General features: G+C 64.5%; 16 protein-coding genes. 5 read left to right on the top strand and 11 right to left on the bottom strand.

Features of this window, described 5'->3' with window-relative positions; genetic code table 11:
• Positions 1-11 precede the first annotated feature (11 nt).
• Together THL1_RS05810 and sbcD are read right to left on the bottom strand one after the other, a co-directional pair.
• Positions 12-3,440, bottom strand: a complete 3,429-nt coding sequence (locus THL1_RS05810; protein WP_069082370.1) for an AAA family ATPase — start codon at positions 3,438-3,440, stop codon at positions 12-14.
• A complete protein-coding gene (sbcD, locus tag THL1_RS05805) occupies positions 3,437-4,657 on the bottom strand; it encodes an exonuclease subunit SbcD (RefSeq protein ID WP_069086423.1) in 1,221 nt (406 codons plus the stop codon). The genes THL1_RS05810 and sbcD overlap by 4 nt, the downstream gene beginning before the upstream one ends.
• 111 nt (positions 4,658-4,768) lie before the next feature.
• Between sbcD and THL1_RS05800 the strand changes: the two genes are divergently transcribed.
• Positions 4,769-6,103, top strand: a complete 1,335-nt coding sequence (locus THL1_RS05800; RefSeq protein ID WP_069082369.1) for a TAXI family TRAP transporter solute-binding subunit — start codon at positions 4,769-4,771, stop codon at positions 6,101-6,103.
• Positions 6,104-6,164: 61 nt separating this feature from the next.
• Positions 6,165-7,172, top strand: coding sequence for a nucleoid-associated protein YejK (yejK, locus tag THL1_RS05795; RefSeq protein WP_069082368.1), 1,008 nt, complete (start codon positions 6,165-6,167; stop codon positions 7,170-7,172).
• A gap of 51 nt (positions 7,173-7,223) precedes the next feature.
• Here the strand turns inward: yejK and THL1_RS05790 are convergent, their stop codons facing one another.
• The 8 genes from THL1_RS05790 to THL1_RS05755 form a co-directional block, all read right to left on the bottom strand.
• On the bottom strand, positions 7,224-8,159 hold the full coding sequence (locus THL1_RS05790) for a glutathione S-transferase family protein (RefSeq protein WP_069082367.1): 936 nt from the start codon (positions 8,157-8,159) through the stop codon (positions 7,224-7,226).
• A gap of 85 nt (positions 8,160-8,244) precedes the next feature.
• Positions 8,245-8,532 carry a GIY-YIG nuclease family protein gene (locus THL1_RS05785; protein WP_069082366.1) on the bottom strand — a complete coding sequence of 96 codons (288 nt, stop codon included), beginning with the start codon at positions 8,530-8,532 and terminating at the stop codon, positions 8,245-8,247.
• 48 nt (positions 8,533-8,580) lie between these two features.
• A complete protein-coding gene (locus tag THL1_RS05780) occupies positions 8,581-9,066 on the bottom strand; it encodes a nuclear transport factor 2 family protein (RefSeq protein WP_069082365.1) in 486 nt (161 codons plus the stop codon).
• Between the two features lie 232 nt (positions 9,067-9,298).
• Complete coding sequence (locus tag THL1_RS05775; protein ID WP_069082364.1) at positions 9,299-9,931, bottom strand: helix-turn-helix transcriptional regulator; 633 nt, start codon at positions 9,929-9,931, stop codon at positions 9,299-9,301.
• Positions 9,932-10,010: 79 nt separating this feature from the next.
• Positions 10,011-11,135 (bottom strand): NAD(P)/FAD-dependent oxidoreductase, encoded by a 1,125-nt coding sequence (locus tag THL1_RS05770; protein ID WP_069082363.1) that lies wholly within the window; start codon positions 11,133-11,135, stop codon positions 10,011-10,013.
• Between the two features lie 8 nt (positions 11,136-11,143).
• A complete protein-coding gene (locus tag THL1_RS05765) occupies positions 11,144-12,100 on the bottom strand; it encodes an ornithine cyclodeaminase family protein (RefSeq protein ID WP_069082362.1) in 957 nt (318 codons plus the stop codon).
• A gap of 186 nt (positions 12,101-12,286) precedes the next feature.
• The gene (locus THL1_RS05760) at positions 12,287-13,291 is read right to left on the bottom strand and encodes a DUF481 domain-containing protein (protein ID WP_069082361.1); all 1,005 of its coding nucleotides are present in this window, start codon (positions 13,289-13,291) and stop codon (positions 12,287-12,289) included.
• Between the two features lie 130 nt (positions 13,292-13,421).
• A complete protein-coding gene (locus THL1_RS05755; protein WP_069082360.1) occupies positions 13,422-14,420 on the bottom strand; it encodes a DUF481 domain-containing protein in 999 nt (332 codons plus the stop codon).
• On the opposite strand from THL1_RS05755, the gene THL1_RS05750 reads away from it, so the two are divergent.
• From THL1_RS05750 to THL1_RS05740, 3 genes are all read left to right on the top strand, one after another.
• A complete protein-coding gene (locus THL1_RS05750) occupies positions 14,419-14,805 on the top strand; it encodes an MGMT family protein (protein WP_237234773.1) in 387 nt (128 codons plus the stop codon). The two genes, THL1_RS05755 and THL1_RS05750, sit on opposite strands and share 2 nt — an antisense overlap.
• Before the next feature lie 87 nt (positions 14,806-14,892).
• Positions 14,893-16,632, top strand: coding sequence for an AmpG family muropeptide MFS transporter (locus THL1_RS05745; protein WP_069082359.1), 1,740 nt, complete (start codon positions 14,893-14,895; stop codon positions 16,630-16,632).
• Between the two features lie 144 nt (positions 16,633-16,776).
• Complete coding sequence (locus tag THL1_RS05740; protein ID WP_145928262.1) at positions 16,777-17,979, top strand: ISL3 family transposase; 1,203 nt, start codon at positions 16,777-16,779, stop codon at positions 17,977-17,979.
• A gap of 20 nt (positions 17,980-17,999) precedes the next feature.
• Here THL1_RS05740 and THL1_RS05735 read toward each other — a convergent pair whose 3' ends face one another.
• Positions 18,000-18,827, bottom strand: a complete 828-nt coding sequence (locus THL1_RS05735; RefSeq protein ID WP_069082357.1) for a mechanosensitive ion channel family protein — start codon at positions 18,825-18,827, stop codon at positions 18,000-18,002.
• Positions 18,828-18,892: the final 65 nt, after the last annotated feature.

Genomic DNA, 18,892 nt, shown 5'->3' with positions numbered 1-18,892 from the left:
GATTGCCCGATCTACGCCCCCACCGCGAAGCAGGCATCCAGCCGGCTGTAACCCATGCCCACACCCTTGTGCACCTTGAGCTGCACCGGGATACGCTCCTTCAGTGCCTCCACGTGGCTGATCACCCCGATCATCTTGCCGCTGGCATTCAACGCATCCAGGGCATCGAGGGCGACTTCCAGCGTCTCGCCGTCGAGGGTGCCGAAGCCTTCGTCGAGGAACAGCGAGTCGATGCTGGTCTTGTGGCTGACCAAGTCCGACAGGGCCAGCGCCAGCGCCAGGCTGACCAGGAAGCTCTCGCCGCCGGAGAGGGTCTTGCAGTCACGGACGATGTCGGCCTGCCAGGTGTCCACCACTTCCAGTTCCAGTTCGCCGCCCTGGCGCCGCGCCAATTGGTAGCGCCCATGCAGGCGTTGCAGCTGGAGGTTGGCCAGGTGCACCAAATGGTCGAGGGTCAGCCCCTGGGCGAATTTGCGGTACTTGGCACCGTCAGCCGACCCCACCAATCCATTGAAGCGTTGCCAGAGGTCGTACTCGGCCTCCTGGCGGGTGATTTCAGCGAACAACGCCTGCTGACTCTGCCGCCGCTGCTCGTCGCCGCTGAGTTGGGCACGCAGTTCGCCCTGCCGTTGGCTGAGCTCACGCATCCGCTCGCCCAACACCTGCCATTCGGCCTCCAGCCGCTCGCGGTCCAGCTCGCTCTGGGGCGCAGCCTGTAAGCGCTCAGCCTGCTTGCCGGCGTCAGCCAACAGGGCCTCGGCATCGCTGAGATCGCGCTTGAGCCGCTGCTGCAGGTCCTGCAATGCGGTGCGTTCGGCATCGTCCAGCAGCGCCGCAAGGAAGGCCGCTTCGTCAGCGAAGGGGCTGACGGACAACCCCTGGCGCCAGGCGTCCAGTTGCAACTGAAGCTGGTGGCGAGCCTCCTGGGCCCGCTGGCTCTGGCTCTGCTCGGTGCCTTTCAGCTGGTTGAGGCGTTGCTGGGTGCTCTCCAGTTCGGCCTGCACCGCGGTCAGCGCGGCCTGAGGATCGTCCGCCGGTGCCAGTGGCGCCTGCGCGGGCTGCCCGGAAGCCTGCCAGCGTCCCAGCCAGAGACGTGCCTGCTCGCGGGCGATGCCAAAGGCGTGTTGCTGGTCGCGAAGTTGACCGTCCAATTGCTGGCTGGCGGCCTGGTCCTGCTGCCACTGCAACCATTCGGCCTCGCGCTCGGCCAGCCAGGCTTCCCCGGCCTCCGGCAAGCTGTAGCCCATTAGCGCCAAACTGGCCGCCAGGTGGTCGCGAGCTTCGCGCTGCTGGTTGTCCAATTGCTCCAGACGCTGGGCGCTGGACGCCTCCTGCTGACGCAAGCCGGCCTGCTCCTGCTCCAGCAGGGCCAACTGACTGCCACGCTCCTGCAGCGACTGGTCGCGCTGCTGGCGCTGCTCACGAGCACTGCTCAGCGCCGCCTTGAACTGGTCCAGGCGCGCCAGGCGCGCCTGCAAGGCCTCCAGCTGTTCGGCATGCGTCTGCCGCTCAGCCTGCAAGGCGACCAGGTCCGGCAATTGCAAGTCGAGCGCTTGGCACACCTGGCGCCAACGCTCGACGCACTCGCGCTGCTCGACCTCGGTGCCTTGCAGGGTTTCACCGAGCTGGGCGATCTGGGCATCCAGTGTAGCCAGGCGCTGGCTCAGGGTTTCACCCTGCTGGCGTACTTCGTCCTGCGCCACCTTGCAGCCTTGCAGTGCCTGCTGGGTAGCCGAGAGATTGAGTACCTGGTATTCGGCAATGGCCGGGTGCTCGTGGGAACCACACAACGGGCAGGCTTCGCCCGGCTGCAGTGCGACGCGATAGGCCTCCAGTTGCTGGATGCGCTGCTCCTGCTCGAGCAGCTTTTCCTTGTCGGCGATCTGTTGCTTGAGCTCGGCGAAGCGACGACGCAGGGCGTCGCGCTGCTCGGAAAGGGACCCGTGCTCATCCAGCAGGGGTTGACGTTGCTCACGGGCGCGAGCCTGTCGCTCGGCCAACTGCCGACGCTGCTGGGACAACTGCTCTAGGCGCTCCAGATGCCCGCCCCGCTCCAGAAGCTGTTGCCACTGGGCACGCAGGGCGGCATCGTCCTGCCCGGCGAGCAGGTCGTCCAGCAGTCGTTGCGCTTCGATCTCGGCTTGCTGAGCCTGGCCCTGCTCGGACTGGGCGATGCCCTGGGTCGCTCGGGCCTGCTCCAGACGTGCCTCCAGCAGTTCTCCCTGGCGTTTCAGCTCGCTCTGGCCACGTTGCAACTCAGCCAGGTCGCGCAGGCGTCGGGTCTGGGCAGAAATTTCGGCCTTCCAGCCCCCCAGGTGCTCGCCCAGACGGGACCTCTGCGGATGGGCAGCCAGGCGCTGCTGCAGGGCTTGTTGCTCGGCCTGAAGGCCTTCAAGGGCCTGATGCCGGGCCTGCACCCACTGCTCGCCCAGTTGAGCGCCCTGCCAAAGCTGGTCCAGGATGCGTTCGGCCAGGGTCTGCAGCTCATGGCGGGTCACCCGCAACTCGCTTTCGCCCTGGTTCAACTGCTGCTGGGCCCGTTGCCAATCGCGGTGCAACGGCACCAACTGGGTGGCCGGCTCGCTTGCGGCGAGGCGCGCCAGCTGCGGCTGGGCCTGCTCCAGCGCTGCACGGGCAGCCAGGCCCTGCTGCTCAGCGCCTTTTTGGCGGGCCAGGGCGGCATCCAGCTCATCGCGCCACTGGCGCTGGCGTTGCACGTCAGCCTGACGCACATGCAGCTGCTGCGCGTCGCCGGCCAGGGTTTCAGCCTCCTGCTGCAAGACCGCGCGGGCCTCGTCGCCCAGCAGCTCCACGCCGTCTGCGCGGGCGCGCAACTGGTCCAGCCCGGCCTTCACTTCGCGGGTCCGCTCGAACACCCGCTGGGAGATGCGCCCGTAGATTTCGGTGCCCGTCAGTTCTTCCAGCAGCTCGGCGCGCTGGTTGGCATTGGCCTCCAGGAAAGCGGCGAACCCCCCCTGGGCCAGCAGCATGGATTTGGTGAAGCGCTCGAAGTCGAGCCCGGTCAGGCTCTCGGTCAGCTTGAGCTTGTCGTTGATCTTGTCGGTGAGGATTTCGCCATCCAGCACTCGCGCCAGTTCCACCTTGGGGGGCTGCAGGCCGCCATCGGCCTTGTCGCGAGCCCGACGCTGGCTCCAGAAGGCGCGGTAGGCCACGCCCTTCACCTCGAACTCCACCTCCGCCAGGCAGTCGGCGGTGTGGCGGGTCATCAGCTCGTTGATGCTGGCGGACACCGTGCCCATGCGCGGCGTGCGGTGGTAGAGAGCCAGGCAGATGGCATCGAGCAGCGTGGTCTTGCCGGCACCGGTAGGGCCAGTGATGGCGAACAGACCGCTGCTGGCGAAAGGTTCGCCGGTGAAGTCGATCATCCACTCGCCCTTGAGCGAGTTGAGGTTCTTCAGGCGCAGGCTGAGGATTTTCATGCCTGTTCCTCCTGCAGCCCGGCCAGCACCTCACGGTGCAACCCCTGGAGATGCTTGCGCAAGGTGTCATCCAGCTCCTCGCCCTCCAGGCGCTTGTCCAGCACCTCTTCCGGGTTCAGCTCATCCAGCGTCTCCCGTGCCTCGCTCTGCAAGCCCGGCTGGGTATTGCCGCGCTCGCGGCGGATGCGCAAGACCTCCACCGGTAACCCCTTACAGAGGGCTACCAGGCGCGTCTGCAGGTCGTTGAGGTAATCGTCCGTGCTGATCTGCACTTCCAGCCAGACCGGCCGCTCCGGAGTTCCCTCACGCGCCACCCGGGCCAGTTGCTCAGGCAGGTCCGCCAGGCTTCCACGCAGTGAGTGCAAGGCTTGAAAGCGCGGTACCGGCAGCGCCTCGATCTTGTGCAGACCGATGCTGTCCAACTCCACCAGCAGCACTTCCTTCTGCTGCAGCGCCTCGTCGAAGGACAGCGGAATGGGCGAACCGCAGTAGCGGATGTGTTCCAGGCCACCGACCTTCTGCGGCCTGTGGATATGTCCGAGGGCAATGTAGTCCGCCGCGGGGAAAGCGCTGGTGGGGAAGGCTTCCAGCGCACCGACGTAGATTTCCCGTACCGACTCGCTGGCACTGGCGCCCACGGTGGTCAGGTGGCCGGTGGCGACGATGGGCAGGCCGCCGCCCAGTTCGACGCGTCGCTGCCCGGCCAGGGCGAAGAGCTGCTGGTAGTGATCCTGGATCGCCTGCTGCAGGGACAGCTGCTTGTCCGCCGCGCTCTGCCCGGCCTGGCTCTGCAGCACGTCGCGCGGGCGGATGAAGGGAATGGCACAGAGAATGGCGCCCGGCTCACCCGAACGGCGCTTCAGCACCAGCAATTGTTCGTCCAAGTCAGTCCCCACCGACGGCACCACTCGCGTATCCAGTTGCGCCAGCAGGGTACGGCTTTCGCCGAGCATAGCCACCGAGTCATGGTTGCCGCCCAGTACCACCAGGCTGGCGCCGGTATCGCGCAGTTCGACGATGAACTGGTTGTATTGCTCACGGGCGTAGCTGGGCGGCGCCCCGGTGTCGAACACGTCGCCGGCGATCAGCACCGCATCGATCTGCCGCTCGCGCACCTGTTCGATCAGCCAGCGGCAGAAGGCCTGGTGCTCGGCCTGGCGGGTCTTGCCCATGAAGTGCTGGCCCAGGTGCCAGTCGGAGGTATGGAGAATGCGCATCGGGAACCACATCGGCGGAACGGAAATGCCGGCAACCCTGTCATTTCCTGGACGGCCTGGCAACCGCAGAGCCGCTATCCTTCCCAGCATTCGCTGCAGACAAGGACTGACATGCAACGCCTCTTTCGCGACATCAAGATCATGCTGCTGGCCAACCTCTGGCTGATCCCGGTGATGGCGGCCCTGGTGGGCGCCCTCTTCTACTTCGTCGCCCCGCCGCCGCCCATGCACGCGCGGCTGGCCACCGGCAGCCCGTCCGGCGGTTACCACGCCTTCGGCGAGAAGCTCAAGGCGGAACTGGCCAAGCGGGGGTTCGAGCTGGAGCTGGTGCGCAGCACTGGCTCTCGGGACAACCTGGCCAAGCTGCAGAGCGGCACGGTGGAAATCGCCCTGGTGCAGAGCGGCCAGGAACTCACCCTGAACCAGAAGGCACGCGAGCGACTGCATGGCCTGGGCGTCATGTATCAGGAGCCGCTCTGGTTGTTCAAACGCAAGGAACTGCAGATCGACAGCATGGCCGACCTGCTGCCGCTGCGAGTGGCCATCGGCGCGGAAAACAGCGGCACCCGCTCGGTCAGCGATGCGATCCTCGGCGCCAACCAGATCACCTCCGAACGCTACCCGCCGCAATGGCAACCCGTGAGCGGCACCCCGGCCGCCAGCGCCCTGCTGACCGGCGAACTGGATGCGGGATTCTTCCTCGGGCCAGCGGAAAGTGCCGTCGTGCAACGCCTGGCGGCCAGCCCCGAACTGGACCTGTTCAGCCTGCGCCGCAGTGCGGCCTACCGTGCGCGCCTGCCCTATCTGACCAGACTCGAAGTCGGCGAAGGCTTGCTCAACCTGGCCAGCAACAGCCCCTCCCAGGACATCCGCACCCTGGCGCCGGTGGCGACCCTGGTGGCCAATGACGAATTCCACCCCTCGCTCACGCCGCTGATACTCGAAGCCGCCCGCGAGGTGATGAAGAACGGCACACTGCTCGACCCACCCGGCATCTACCCCAGCGCCAAGCCGCAAACCCTCTCGACCCTGGACGAAGCCGACTACTACTACGAGAAGGGCCTGCCGATCCTGCAGCGCTACCTGCCCTTCCGCATCGCCTCCCTGGCGGACCGTTACATCATCCTGCTGATCCCGCTGCTGGTGATCATGATTCCGCTGTCCAAGGCGGTGGGCCCCATCTACCGCTGGCGCATCCGCGCGCGCATCTACCGCTGGTACAAAGACCTGCGCGAGATCGATCGCAAGCTGGGCAAGGACACTCCGCCGGAGCAACTCGCCGCCGAGATCGAGCAACTGGAGAAACTCGAGCAGCGCCTGGCCAGGGTGGAGGTGCCGCTCTCTTACTCCAACGAGCTGTACGACCTGCATATGCACCTGCGTTATGTGATCGAACGGCTGCAGGCGGTACAGAGACGGCAGGCAGCCGAGGAGCAGGTCGGGTAAACTGGCGCACTTTTCCTGCCGGCGCGCCACGCGCCGGATGTGCCCCTGAGAGCGAAGATCCATGCCCATCCGCCACTGCATCGTTCACTTCATCGACAAGAAGCCCGACGGCAGCGCCGCCGCGCTGCATGCCCGGGATAGCGAACTGGGCGAGTCCCAGGCCATGGAAAACCTCCTGGCCGACCTCAACGACAGCTACAACGCCAAGCAAGGCAAGGCCTGGGGTTTCTTCCATGAAGAATCCGGCGCCTATCCCTTCAGCGGCTGGTTGAAGGAATACCAGGATGGCGCCCGCGACTTCACCGCCTTCAGCCGTCAGGCCGTCGAGCACCTGCAGAAACTGATGGAAGAGTCCAACCTCTCCACAGGCGGCCATGTGCTCCTCGCCCACTACCAGCAAGGTATGACCGATTACCTGGCCATTGCCCTGCTGCACCATAGCGAAGGCGTCGCCGTGACCGACTCGCTGGAAGTAGCCCCGGCCAAGCACCTGGACCTGGGTCAGCTGCACCTGGCCGCGCGCATCAACCTGTCCGAATGGCAGAACAACCAGCAGTCCAGGCAGTACATCTCCTTCATCAAGGGCAAGAACGGCAAGAAGGTGTCGGATTACTTCCGCGACTTCATCGGCTGCCAGGAAGGCGTCGACCCGCCGAGCGAAACCCGCACCCTGCTCAAGGCCTTCAGCGACTTCGTGGAAAGCGAGGACCTGGCCGAGGAGCAAGCCCGCGAGAAGACCAAGACGCTGGTCGACTACGCCACCACCCAGGCCAAGATGGGCGAGCCGATTACCCTGGACGAGCTGTCTGGCCTGATCGACGAAGACCGTCCGCGCGCCTTCTACGAACACATCCGCAACAAGGATTACGGCCTGTCTCCGGAAATTCCGCCGGACAAGCGCACCCTCAGCCAGTTCCAGCGTTTCACCGGCCGAGCCGAAGGCCTGTCGATCAGCTTCGAGGCGCACCTGCTGGGCTCGAAGATCGAGTACGACGAAAGCCGCGACATGCTGATCATCCGCCAGTTGCCGACCCAGCTGAAGGATCAGCTGAAACGGCGCAAGGACTGAGAATGGCAATACCCGGCAGATGCCGGGTTTTGTTTTTCGTGTGGGCGTCTCTCAACGCGCTTCGATGCGGAATCCCAGTCGCGGGAAGTGCACATGCACCACGCCGACGCGCTCGTCCTGGCGGCACAGGATGATCTCCTCGCAACCAACGAACACCAGCTCACCTTCCACCGGATCGACGCCATAGTCCGTGGCCGCCACCGCCACCTTCTGGCCAGGCGCGAAGCCGTTGGGGTCGACGAAGTCTTCAACGGGCAGCGCCGCCGGAGCGGAGTTGCGCGCGATCTCCACCGCTTCGCTGGAAGCCAGCTCGCACGGTGCACCATGACCGAAGCCCAGCACGCGTCCCAGCCAGGCGGTCACCTCCGGGTAGTTGTCCACCAGCGGTGCGGTCACCGGGGTGCCCTTGAGGAACCACAGACAGTGCGCCAGGGAAAAGTCGGCGATGGACGCTTCACCGAAGAGGAAATCGCCCTCGCTGCGCGCCAGTTGCTGTTCGGCACGCGCCATGATGGCCGGCCAGTTGTGCCTGGCCTGCTCCAACGGCAGGCGCGTCAGGCTGCCGCCACTGAACAACCCGGCGCGGTCGGCCATGAAGGCTTTTACGGCTTCCGGTGGCAGCCTGCCAAAACGTACCGCCGCCGATTCCGGCTGGAACACCAGGGACACGGCGTGCTGGAACACCACCGAGTCCACCCACAGGGCAAAGCTGGCAACGTTGAGTTCCTGGCCTTCCGGGAAGAACGCCGGCGTCGCCTTTTCCGCTTCCAGCCGGCGAGCGATCAGCGCGGTATCGCAATAGACATCGGCCCCGACCTGCAACACCGGCGTCTTGCGGTATCCACCGGTCAGCGCGACGAGGTCGGGCTTGGGCATTACCGGCGGAATCATCACCGAGCGCCAGGACAACTGCTTGAAGCCCAGCATCAGGCGGGCCTTCTCGGCAAAGGGCGAGGTCGGGTAGTGGTGCAGGATCAGCTCATGCATGACGGTCTCCGCGTCAGGTCTGTGGATAACGCAGCTTACCCGGCGCAACCGGGGCGGCCCATGCCTTGTGCCTGATAGCGCGGCATCAGCCCGCTGGATGGAGGGCGACCAAGCGCTCCTTGGCCGCCTTGCGCAATTGCTTGATCGCGCGCTCGCGGCGCAGGGCCTCGCGCTTGTCGGCGCAGGCTTCGACGAACACCAGCGCCTTGGCCGGGCTGGAGTGGAAGAAGCGCGCGCCCTTGCCACTCTGGTGCTGGGCAAACCGCCGCTGCGGGTCGTCGCTGATGCCGCAATAGAGCGCGCCGTTCTCCGCACGCACCAGGTAGACGAACCAGGGCTTGGCGGCGGGGATGGCTTCGACGGGTTCGGGCATTGCGGCGTCCTGAAGGAAAGCCGCGGCATTAGGCAATGGCGGCGCCCATCAAGACAAGTCTTTCAACGCCCCCGTGCGGTAGGCGGCCAGGCCTCGTGCGGCCTGCTGGCGAATGGCGTTCTGTACCGCCGGCAGCCAGCCCAGCAACAGGCCTTTGGCACCCAGGGCCTGCCGCGCCCAGCGCCAGAGGTCGAAGCTGTCGTAGTGCTCGATGATCTTGCCGTCGGCAAAGAGGAAGCGCGCCTGGATGCGGTTTTCCACCATTCGCCCGGTCTGGCTGAACAGGTAGGTGGCGACCCAATTGGCGCGACCGGTGAGGTCGTCGGCCTCGACGCCCTCGAAGGTCAGGCTGAACTGCTGAGCGCGGCTGGCGAGCATACGCCACATGTCGGCGGCTTCCCGGCCATTGAGGTCGGTGAACACCGGGTCGCTGAAATGCACGTCGGGGCTGTAACAGGCGGCCATGGCTTCGGCGTCGAGACGCTGGAAGGCCTGGTAGAAGCGTGTGATGAGTTCGGCGTTGGGGTGAACCATGGGCAACTCCGGCAAAGGGCGGTATGGCATGAAGTATTGACCGGAATGGGAAGGACGGCGATTGGCGACCTTCGCCAAGTTGCTCAAGCAGTTGTGCGGGGAGACGCCAAGGGCGTTCAGGAGGCGCTTGCGAGAAGATCGCTGAGAAATCTGTCGTAGGAGCGAGCTCTGCTCGCGAATTGGCCTCGCAATCGCGAGCAGAGCTCGCTCCTACAATGTCGACGTCTGAATGTCAGACCGATTCTTCCTTGAGTTCCTTGAGGTGCTTGTAGACGGTGGCGCGCCCCATGTTGAGGACGTTGGCCACGTAGTTGGCGGCGCTCTTGCCTTTGAAGGCACCTTCGGCGTGGAGCGCCAGGACCAGTTCTCGCTTGTGTTCGCGGGTCAGCAGGTTGAGGCCGAGTTGGCGCTGGCGTAACCAGTTGTGCAGGAAGGTGTTGATGCGCTCCTGCCAGTCGTCGCGAAACAGTGCGTCGGGTTGGGGAATGAGCTTGCTGGAAGACAGGAACAGGTCGAGGGCCGCCTTGGCCGCCTCGAACATGGAGATGTTCAGGTTGATGCAGAGCACGGCAAGCGGTGCGCCCTGGACATCGCGCAGCACGGTGCTCACGGAGCGGATCTTCTGGCCGTCCCAGTTGAGTTTCTCGTAAGGACCAATGTTCCGCTCGTCCACGTCCTCGCTGAGCATGTCCTCGAGTGCCGCGTCGTCGCCGACGCAGCGCTTGGAGATGTTGTTGGCGATGTAGTCGATCTTCTGTGTACGCAAGTCGTGCAGCACCACCTCGGCATGGGGAAAGAACAACGTGGCGATGGCATCCGCGATGGCGCGATAGTTGTCCAGGGCGAGGTCTGGGCGAGGGGTCATGGAGCGGCTCCTGGAGCGGGAAAATCGGCGCCGGGCACGAGGCCCGGCGCAGCGAGTGTGGCGCAAAGCGCCTGCGCCGTCATCCCAGCCGCGCGGGGGACAGCATGGCTTCGGTCAGGCCGAAGTGAGCCAGGTGCTCCGAGAGCGGCTGGCGCAGGATCAGGCAGGCGCTGGCCTCGCCCATGGCCGCGGACGTCTGGATACCGTAGCCGCCCTGCCCCGCCACCCAGTAGAAGCCAGGTGTACGCGGATCGTAGCCGGACACCAGGTCACCATCGGGGAAGAAGGAGCGCAGACCGGCCCAGACTCGCGCAGGGCGGCGGATGCTCATGCTGGTGTGTTCCTCGATCTGGTAGATGCCGAGAGCGATATCCAGTTCTTCCGGCTGCACGTCATGCGGGTCCACCGGGTCGGCGTTGGCCGGTGACCCCAGCAGCATCCCGGCGTCGGGCTTGAAGTAGAAGGATTCGTCCAGGCTCACCAGGGCCGGCCACTGGTGCACATCCACGCCTTCGGGCGGGGAGAAGATGAAAGCAGCGCGGCGCTTGGGTTGCAGACCAAGGGGCTGGACGCCAGCAAGTTGTGCAAGCTGGTCGCACCAGGCACCGGAGGCATTGACCAGGGTCGGTGCCTGGAAGTTGCCCTGAGAAGTGTCCACCCACCACTGTTCGCCTTCACGGCGAACGCCGGTCACTTCGCAGTTGTGCCGCACCTCACCGCCATTGCGACGGATACCGCGCAGGTAACCCTGATGCAAAGCATCGGTATCGATATCGGCAGCGCTGGGGTCCAGCATGGCGCCCTGCACCTTGTCGCGGCGCAGCACTGGCACCAGCGCGCAGGCCTGATCAGGCGTGAGCATCCGCATCTCGGGGACGTTTTCCAGGGCGCTGTCGAACTGGCGCTGCAGTTCCTCGGCGTCACCGCTGAAATCCACCACCATCTCGCCGCGCGGAGTCAGCAGCGGGTGCTCGCTGAAGCCTTCCGGTGGTGAATCGAAGAACGCGCGACTGGCGGCGGTCAGGGCGCGCACCTGGGGCGTGCCGTAGGCCACGGTGTAAAGGGCAGCGGAACGGCCGGTGGAGTGGTAGCCCGCGTGTTCCTCGCGTTCCAGTACCAGCACGCGGCCGTGCCGGGACAACCAGTAGCCGGTGGAGGCGCCAGCGATGCCGGCGCCGATGATGATGAAGTCAGCCTGGTGCATGGAGTGCCTCACTGGCCTTGGCGCTGCAAGTGATAGAGGGCGTTGGCCAGAGCCATGTCTTCCAGCCCGAGACCGATGGAACGGAAGAATACCGGGCGGCGATAGTCCGGTCGCGGCAAGCGGCCGCTGACCAGCTCCGGCAGATCGCCACGGATGGATTCAGGACTCCAGCCATGCTGCTCGGCGGCCAGCAGCATCTCGCCAGCCGAGCCCGGCGTGGTGGCGCGGTAGTCGCAGTAGACATCCATTTCGCCCAACGCGTGCGGCGGCACTTCATGGGCACGCGGGGCGTTGGTGCTGATGGACGTGACCAGGGCCGGCTTGCCCAGGCTGAGCGGGTCCAGCACCGGGCCGGCAGACGAGGTGCAGAGCAGCACCACGTCGGCGTCGGCGACCGCAGCCTCAATGCTGACGCAGATCTCGACGCGTGGGTGCTGATCGTGCAGGTGCGCCTGGGCCTCGGCATCGGCACCCAGGGACGGCGAGAACACGGCGATACGCTGCCATTCGCGCAAGCCCTTCACGTAATGCAGGTGGGCGCGGGCCACCGGGCCGCTGCCGATCAGTGCGAGGGTACTCGCCTGCTCGGGCGCCAGCACGTCGACCGCCACTGCGGTGGTGGCCGCAGTGCGCGCGATGGTCAGCTCACCCGCGTCGCACAGCAACAGCGGCTGGCCGGATTCCATGGACATCAACAGGGTCCAGGCGGTGACCACCGCGCCCTGGGGCGTCTTGATGTAGGGCGAGGTCTTGACCCCGTAAACCCCATCCTTGGCCAGCACGCCCAGGTAGTTGATGAAGTCGCCACTGGCATTGGGGAATTCCACCAACTGCTGGGCCGGCTGTACGGCTTCGCCGGCAGCCAGGTCGAGGAACATGCGGCGCATGGCCTGGTGGACATCCACCTGCTGAAGCAATCGACGGGCTTCGGCTTGCTGGAGGATGAAGGGCGGTGTGCTGGACATGGAGACGCTCCCGAGGCCGGATATAAACATTTTGTCCATATTGGACTTTTAAGTTTACACCAGCAAGGGGAAGGCACCCCGGATGTATGGGAATGGCGCGTGGGTATAAGGAGCGCTGCGGGGCTTTTGATCGTGGGAGCGATTTCAATCGCGATTGAAATCGCTCCCACAGGCAGGGCGGGCTTACTACCAGCCCACGCCGAAGCCGACGGTGTAGCGGGTCTCGTCGATCTCGCCCTCAGAGCCGCTGACCATGTCCTTCTCGGCCTTCATGTTGAGGGAAGCCCAATCCGTCAGCTTGTAGCGCAGGCCCACTTCGGCATCCAGGGAGTAGTCGGCGGTGTTGTCCAGCGGACGACCGACTTCGCCGGTGGTGAAGAGCTCCACCGTTTTTCCCACCAGATATCGGTTGTAGTCCCACTTGGTGCTGAGCGAATAGAAGTTCTCCTTCTCGCCATTGGAGAACTGGTAGTCGCTGCGGTTGACCAGGCCGGCCAGGGAGAAGGCGCCTAGTTCGTCGTCCCAGAACTGGTAACCGGGACCGGTACCCAGGGTGCGCTGACGCTCGAGGTCTTCGATCTTGTCGCGCTTGTACTCGCCGCGTCCCTGCCAGAAGAACTTTTCGGTAATGAAACGATCGAGGGCGTACTCGGTTTCCCAGTTCTCCGTGGTTTTCACGTCATCGGTGAACTCGCGGTTGTACTCACCCGACGCGTTGTGGCGCCATCGGCCGTGACGGGCCTTGGTCTTGAAGTCGACGTCGTAGTCGTCGGTGTCCTTCTCGGCGCGCTTGTAGTCCAGGGAAAGGCCGACGTTGCCGGTCCAGGTCAGGTCCTCGACCAGGGGCTTGGGCTTCATGATCTGCTCGATGCTGGCCAGTTCCACCTCCTTGGGCGCTTCGCCATTGGCGAGGATGACCTTGCCGTCCCCGGCCCGCTGCAGCGACTTGGCACGCTCACCATCGAGGTCGCCCTGCTTGATCAGCAGTTCGCGGTCGCTCTCCAGGGTGGCGACCTTCTTCCAGTCCAGCGGGATGGTGCCGCCGTAGTCGGTTTCCAGCACCAGCTTGCCGCCATCGAAGACGCGGATGGTGCCTGTGAGTCGATCGCCGTTCTTCAGCCAGACGGTGTCGGCGAAAGTGGCGGTGGAAGCGGCGGCAAGCGCCACGCAAAGCAGGGTTCTGGACAACATAAAGCGGCTTCTTCGGCTCTGGTTCTCAAAAAAAGCCGGGCATTATCCTTATGACCGACAGCAGAGCAAGAACTGACCGGCCTGCTTCCGACGAGTTCCAGAAAATCGATGGACGCGCCCTGCTCCGGAGCTACCAACCGATGCCGACACCGATGAGGTAGTGCCGGTCCGAGTTCGTCTGGCCAAGGCCGCGCAACTGGTCCAGCTCATAGAGCAACGACAGTCGCGCCCAATCGTTGAGGCGGTAACGCAAGCCGAATTCGCTGTCGAGCACGTAGTCGACCTCCTCCATCTGCGGCACCTGCAACTGAGCCTTGGAGTACAGCTCAAAACGCGTCCCCCAGATCAGCCGCTTGAAGTCCCATTCGAAGGAGTGGGCATTGAAGTCCAGATTCCCGGCATCGCTTTCCAACTGGAAACGCGTGAACTGGGCGATCAGATCGAAGCGGCCCAGTTCGTTGTCCCAGAAGCGGTAACCAGGACCGACGCCGTAGGAGCGCTGGCGTTCGAAAAACGCGAAGTCATCGTTGTCCTGGTCGTAACTGCCGCGTACGAACCAGTGCTCGGTGAAAAAGCGATCGAGGTCGTACTCCAGCTCCCAGTTATCCTCGGTGCGGGCGCTATTCTTGGTTTCCTTTTCCAACTGGCCGCTCAGCACATGGCGCCAGCGCCCGTATTCGACGCGGGTGTCGCCCTTTAGCTTCCACTCATCTTTGGTGTCCTCATTGCGTTCCATGTCCAGCTTGGCGTCGAGATTGCCCTCCCAGACGCGGTCCTTGAGCAAGGGGCGCGGCGGCACCATCTGGCGGATGCTGGCCAGGGGCACGGTTTCGCGCTTGCCGTTCTCCAGCCGCACCATTCCCTTGCCTGCCGCTTTCAGGCTGCGGCTATGCTGGCTGTCGAGACCGTCGCGCTTGAGCACCAGCGGTTTTTCGGAACTGAGGGTGTCGATATCCTTCCAATCGATCAGCACCCGGCCGGCATACTGGGTCTTGAGCGCAAGCTTGCCACCATCGAGCAGGATGATCTCGCCGCTCAGGCGGTCGCCATTGTTCAACCAGACGGTGTCGGCCCAGATCGGCGCGCACAGGACAAACGAGAACACAGCACAAAGGCTACGGAGCAGCATGGTCGGCAAGAAGAAGAGAAATGAGGCGCCAGAGCATGCAGGGGGGGACTTGCCAACGGCAAGCGTGGACGTCCGTCGCGAGGCGCTGTACCTGACCCTCGGCCAGGTACCGGAAGGCAAGGTGGTCACCTATGGCCAACTGGCCGAGTTGGCAGGCCTGGGGCGGGCGGCGCGCTGGGTCGGGCGCACCCTGAGCCAACTGCCAGACGGCACGCAGCTGCCCTGGCACCGGGTACTGGGGGCTGGCGGGCGCTTCAGCCTGGCGCTGGGCACCCCCTCGGGGAGCGAGCAGCGGGCACGTTTGCGCGCCGAAGGGGTCAGTATCCTGAACGATAGGGTGGACATGCGTCGGCACGGCTGGCATCCCATGCCGCCCAAGGGTTAGAGTGCGCCCTGCCCTGTTGCCCGCCCCTGTCCTGCACGCCACGAGCAACCCAATGCCCAGCACCACGCTTTTCGGACCGCATCGCTAATGTCCCATCGCTCCTGGCGCGCCGCCATCGCCGCCTATGCCTCGCCGGCCACCCTTTCCCTGTTGCTGCTGGGCTTCGCCGCCGGCCTGCCGTACATGCTGGTGTTTTCCACCCTCTCCGTCTGGCTTCGCGAGGCCGGGGTATCCCGCGAGACCATCGGCTTCGCCAGCCTGATCGGCCTGGCCTACGCCTTCAAATGGATCTGGTCGCCCCTGCTCGACCAATGGCGCCTGCCGCTGCTGGGCCGCCTCGGCCGCCGGCGTTCCTGGCTGGTGCTGTCCCAGGCACTGGTGGGCCTCGGGCTGGTAGGCATGGCGTTGTGCGATCCGCAGACGAACCTCACCTGGCTGATCGCCCTGGCAGTGATCGTGGCCTTCGCCTCGGCCACCCAGGACATCGCCATCGACGCCTACCGCCTGGAAATCGCCGAAGACAACCGCCAGGCGGCCCTCGCCGCCAGCTACATGACTGGCTACCGCGTCGCCGCCTTGCTGGCGACTGCCGGAGCGCTCTACTTCGCTGAGTGGTTCGGCTCTACCGTCAAGGTCTATGAGTACGGCGCCTGGGCCGGCACCTACCTGCTGTTCGCCCTGCTGATGCTGCCGGGGCTGATCACCAGCCTGTGGATGCGCGAACCCCCAGTGGACCTGCCGGCCGCCAGCACGACCTCGCGCTTCAAGCTCAAGCATCAGTTGTCGTCGGTGCTGATCCTGCTGGTGATGTTGATTTCGTTGCCAGCGATGGTCACCGGACTGCTCGACCGCGCGTGGCCACGCGCGGCGCTTTACGCCATCTTCCTCGTCACCTGCCTGTCGCCCTGGGGCATGCGCCAGATCATGCCGGTGCGCGAACTGCTCAGCCAGCAGCGCCGCCAGTTGCTGGTCGCCGCACGGGGCAAGGTGATGCCGAACTTCGACTTCGTCCACCAGGCGGTGTCGATCATCGTGCTAATCGTGATCCTGGTGACCGTCGCCGCGGCCGCGAAGGCGTTCTCCTCCGGCGCCTGGCCCCGCGGTACCCTGTTCCTGCTGATCACCCTGGCCTGCTTCTCTGCTGCCGGCCGCCTGCTGATGGCACCGGTGCTGACGCCGATCAACGAGTTCGTCCACAGATACCGCTGGCAGGCCTTGCTGTTGCTCGGCCTGATCGCCACGTACCGGATGTCGGACACCGTGATGGGCGTGATGGCCAACGTCTTCTACATCGACCAGGGCTTCACCAAGGAGCAGATCGCCAGCGTCAGCAAGCTGTTCGGCCTGGTGATGACGCTGCTCGGCGCGGCCGCTGGCGGCTTGCTCATCGTGCGTTTCGGCATCTTGCCCATTCTCTTCATCGGCGGCGTCAGTTCGGCGGCAACCAACCTGATGTTCGTGGCCCTGAGTGATATGGGCCCGCACCTGAACATGCTGATTCTGACCATCTCCTGCGACAACTTCAGCGCGGGACTGGCCACCTCGGCCTTCGTCGCCTACCTGTCGAGCCTGACCAACCTGAAGTTTTCGGCCACCCAGTACGCCCTGCTCAGCTCCATCATGCTGCTGCTGCCGCGCCTGATCGGCGGCTACTCGGGCGTGATGGTGGAAAGCGTGGGCTACCACAACTTCTTCATGCTCACGGCCCTGCTGGGTATTCCCACCCTGGTGCTGATCGCCATTCAATGGGGTCGCGACCGCCAGCAGCCCAAGGAGAACGGTTCCTCCAACTCGCCTGCGGCCCCCGGCTCCCCCGAGCAGTCCTGATTACCGCAGATAGAAACAAGGCCGGCATAAGCCGGCCTTGTTTATGGTTCTTCGCGGATTCTGGGGAAAGAGCGAGTTGACAGTCAGGAAAGTGGGTAGATTGGCAGTCGCCAAACGAACCAACCCCCACTCCCTGCTGCCGCCGTGCATCCTATTGATCTTGCTGCTTTCTGGCCAGGCTACGCGGTCGTCGCCTGTCGCCAAGCCACTCACGACACCCTGCTAATCAGTCTTGAGCCCCTGGCCGAGCACTTACCGATTTGCAGCCGGTGTGCCAAGCCCAGTCCGTTGATCCACGAGCGGCGAATTCGTCAGGTGCGTGACCGTGACCTGCTGGATCAGCGTGTGCTGCTCCAACTGCCGGTGCGCCGCGTCGACTGCCTGGATTGTGGGCGGGTGACCGAACGGATTGACTGGTTGGAGCCAGCCTCCCGCCTGACCCAGCGCTTGCGAGTCTGGCTCGAGGGCTTGCTGCAACTGTTGCCGATCAGCCACGTCAGCCGCCTCACCGGCCTGCACTGGCACACCCTCAAGACACTCGACAAGCGCCGCCTGGAAGCCTCGGTTGGCGCGTTTGAGCCAGGCGAGGTGCGTCGGCTGGTGATGGACGAGTTCGCCCTGCACAAAGGCCATCGCTACGCCACGGTGATCATGGATGCCGAGCGCACGCGGGTGCTGTGGGTGGGGCACGGCAACAGCCGTGAGGCGATCCGCCCGTTCTTCGAATTACTCGGCGAGCACTGCCAGCAGATTGAGGCGGTGGCCATGGACATGAACACCGCTTTCGACCTGGAAGTGCGGCAGCACTGCCCGCAGGCCGAAGTGGTATACGACCTGTTTCATGTGGTGGCGCGCTACGGTCGTGACGTGATCGACCGTATCCGGGTCGACCAAGCCAACCTCCTGCGCGAAGACAAACCGGCGCGCAAGGTGGTCAAGCAAAGCCGCTGGCTGTTGCTGCGCAATCGCGAAAACCTCAAGGACGGACAGGCCGTGCAGTTGCAGGAGCTCCTCGACGCCAACCAGCCATTGGCTACTGTCTATGTGCTCAAGGATGCTCTGAAGGAAGTCTGGTACGCCCCCTGCGTGCGGGAAGGCTGGCGGCGCTGGCGGGCCTGGCTGCGACATGCCCAGGAAAGCGGCCTCGCACCGCTACAGCGCTTTGCGCGCAACCTGCGCAAATACGCTCGGGGCATCCTCGCCAGTGCTCGCTTCCCCATGCACACCAGTGTTCTGGAGGGGGTGAACAACCGCATCAAGGTGATCAAACGCATGGCCTATGGCTTCCGGGACTCGGCCTACTTCTTCCTGAAAATCAAGGCCGCCTTCCCCGGGAAAGCGCGATGAACCTTGTTTATTCGGGTGCGTTACGCACTCTGCACCAGCTTCACGACCCGCTGGGGGAACGGAATGCTGATCCCCGCTTCGTCCATCTTTTCCTTGGCGCGCTCGATGAAGTCGAAGTTCACCGCCCAATAGTCGTTCGTCGCGACCCAGACTCGCAGGGAGATGTTGATTGCGCTTTCGCCCAGCCCGGTGACGAATACCACCGGCTCGGGGTTCCTGAGGACACGGGGATCGTGAGCGATATCCAACAGCACCTGCCTGGCACGCTTGATGTCGCAGTCGTAATCGATACCGATATTGATATCCACCCGGCGGGTCTTCTCCCGCGAGTAGTTGGTGATATTGCCGTTGGACAGGCTGCCGTTGGGCACGATCACCACCTTGTTGTCGCCGGTCTTCAGGGTGGTGTGGAAGATCTGGATGCTGTCCACCGTCCCGGCCACGCCCTGCCCCTCGATCCAGTCACCGATCTTGAACGGGCGAAACAGCAGGATCAGCACGCCGCCGGCGAAGTTCGCCAGGCTACCCTGCAACGCCAGACCGATGGCCAGGCCCGCCGCACCAATGGCCGCAACGAAGGAGGTGGTCGAGATGCCGATCATCGAGGCCACGCTGACCATCAGCAGGACCTTCAGGATGATATTGGCCAGGCTGCCAATGAACCCTTGCAGGGTGCGATCGACCCGGCGGTGCTGCATCAGGGTGCCGACCCTGCCGGTCAGCAGATTGATCAGCCACCAGCCGATCAGCAGGGTGAGCAAGGCCAGCGTCAGCTTGCCGCTGTATTCCAGCAGTATGGGCAACCAGGCCTCGGATACTTTCACCAATTGGTCGACGTTCATCTCCATGGGCGTTCTCCTGAGTATTTCAGCAATGCAAAACCCCGCCGCCATGCACAAGCCATGGCGGCGAA

This window comes from Pseudomonas sp. TCU-HL1, assembly GCF_001708505.1.
Taxonomy (GTDB): domain Bacteria; phylum Pseudomonadota; class Gammaproteobacteria; order Pseudomonadales; family Pseudomonadaceae; genus Metapseudomonas.
This window is presented reverse-complemented; position numbering and strand designations above follow the sequence as displayed.

Excerpts from the sequence above, each read along its gene's own strand:
- THL1_RS05810 (WP_069082370.1), bottom strand. The coding sequence starts at position 3,440 with ATGAAAATCCTCAGCCTGCGCCTGAAGAACCTCAACTCGCTCAAGGGC.
- sbcD (WP_069086423.1), bottom strand. The coding sequence starts at position 4,657 with ATGCGCATTCTCCATACCTCCGACTGGCACCTGGGCCAGCACTTCATG.
- THL1_RS05800 (WP_069082369.1), top strand. The coding sequence starts at position 4,769 with ATGCAACGCCTCTTTCGCGACATCAAGATCATGCTGCTGGCCAACCTC.
- yejK (WP_069082368.1), top strand. The coding sequence starts at position 6,165 with ATGCCCATCCGCCACTGCATCGTTCACTTCATCGACAAGAAGCCCGAC.
- THL1_RS05790 (WP_069082367.1), bottom strand. The coding sequence starts at position 8,159 with ATGCATGAGCTGATCCTGCACCACTACCCGACCTCGCCCTTTGCCGAG.
- THL1_RS05785 (WP_069082366.1), bottom strand. The coding sequence starts at position 8,532 with ATGCCCGAACCCGTCGAAGCCATCCCCGCCGCCAAGCCCTGGTTCGTC.
- THL1_RS05780 (WP_069082365.1), bottom strand. The coding sequence starts at position 9,066 with ATGGTTCACCCCAACGCCGAACTCATCACACGCTTCTACCAGGCCTTC.
- THL1_RS05775 (WP_069082364.1), bottom strand. The coding sequence starts at position 9,931 with ATGACCCCTCGCCCAGACCTCGCCCTGGACAACTATCGCGCCATCGCG.
- THL1_RS05770 (WP_069082363.1), bottom strand. The coding sequence starts at position 11,135 with ATGCACCAGGCTGACTTCATCATCATCGGCGCCGGCATCGCTGGCGCC.
- THL1_RS05765 (WP_069082362.1), bottom strand. The coding sequence starts at position 12,100 with ATGTCCAGCACACCGCCCTTCATCCTCCAGCAAGCCGAAGCCCGTCGA.
- THL1_RS05760 (WP_069082361.1), bottom strand. The coding sequence starts at position 13,291 with ATGTTGTCCAGAACCCTGCTTTGCGTGGCGCTTGCCGCCGCTTCCACC.
- THL1_RS05750 (WP_237234773.1), top strand. The coding sequence starts at position 14,419 with ATGGTCGGCAAGAAGAAGAGAAATGAGGCGCCAGAGCATGCAGGGGGG.
- THL1_RS05755 (WP_069082360.1), bottom strand. The coding sequence starts at position 14,420 with ATGCTGCTCCGTAGCCTTTGTGCTGTGTTCTCGTTTGTCCTGTGCGCG.
- THL1_RS05745 (WP_069082359.1), top strand. The coding sequence starts at position 14,893 with ATGTCCCATCGCTCCTGGCGCGCCGCCATCGCCGCCTATGCCTCGCCG.
- THL1_RS05735 (WP_069082357.1), bottom strand. The coding sequence starts at position 18,827 with ATGGAGATGAACGTCGACCAATTGGTGAAAGTATCCGAGGCCTGGTTG.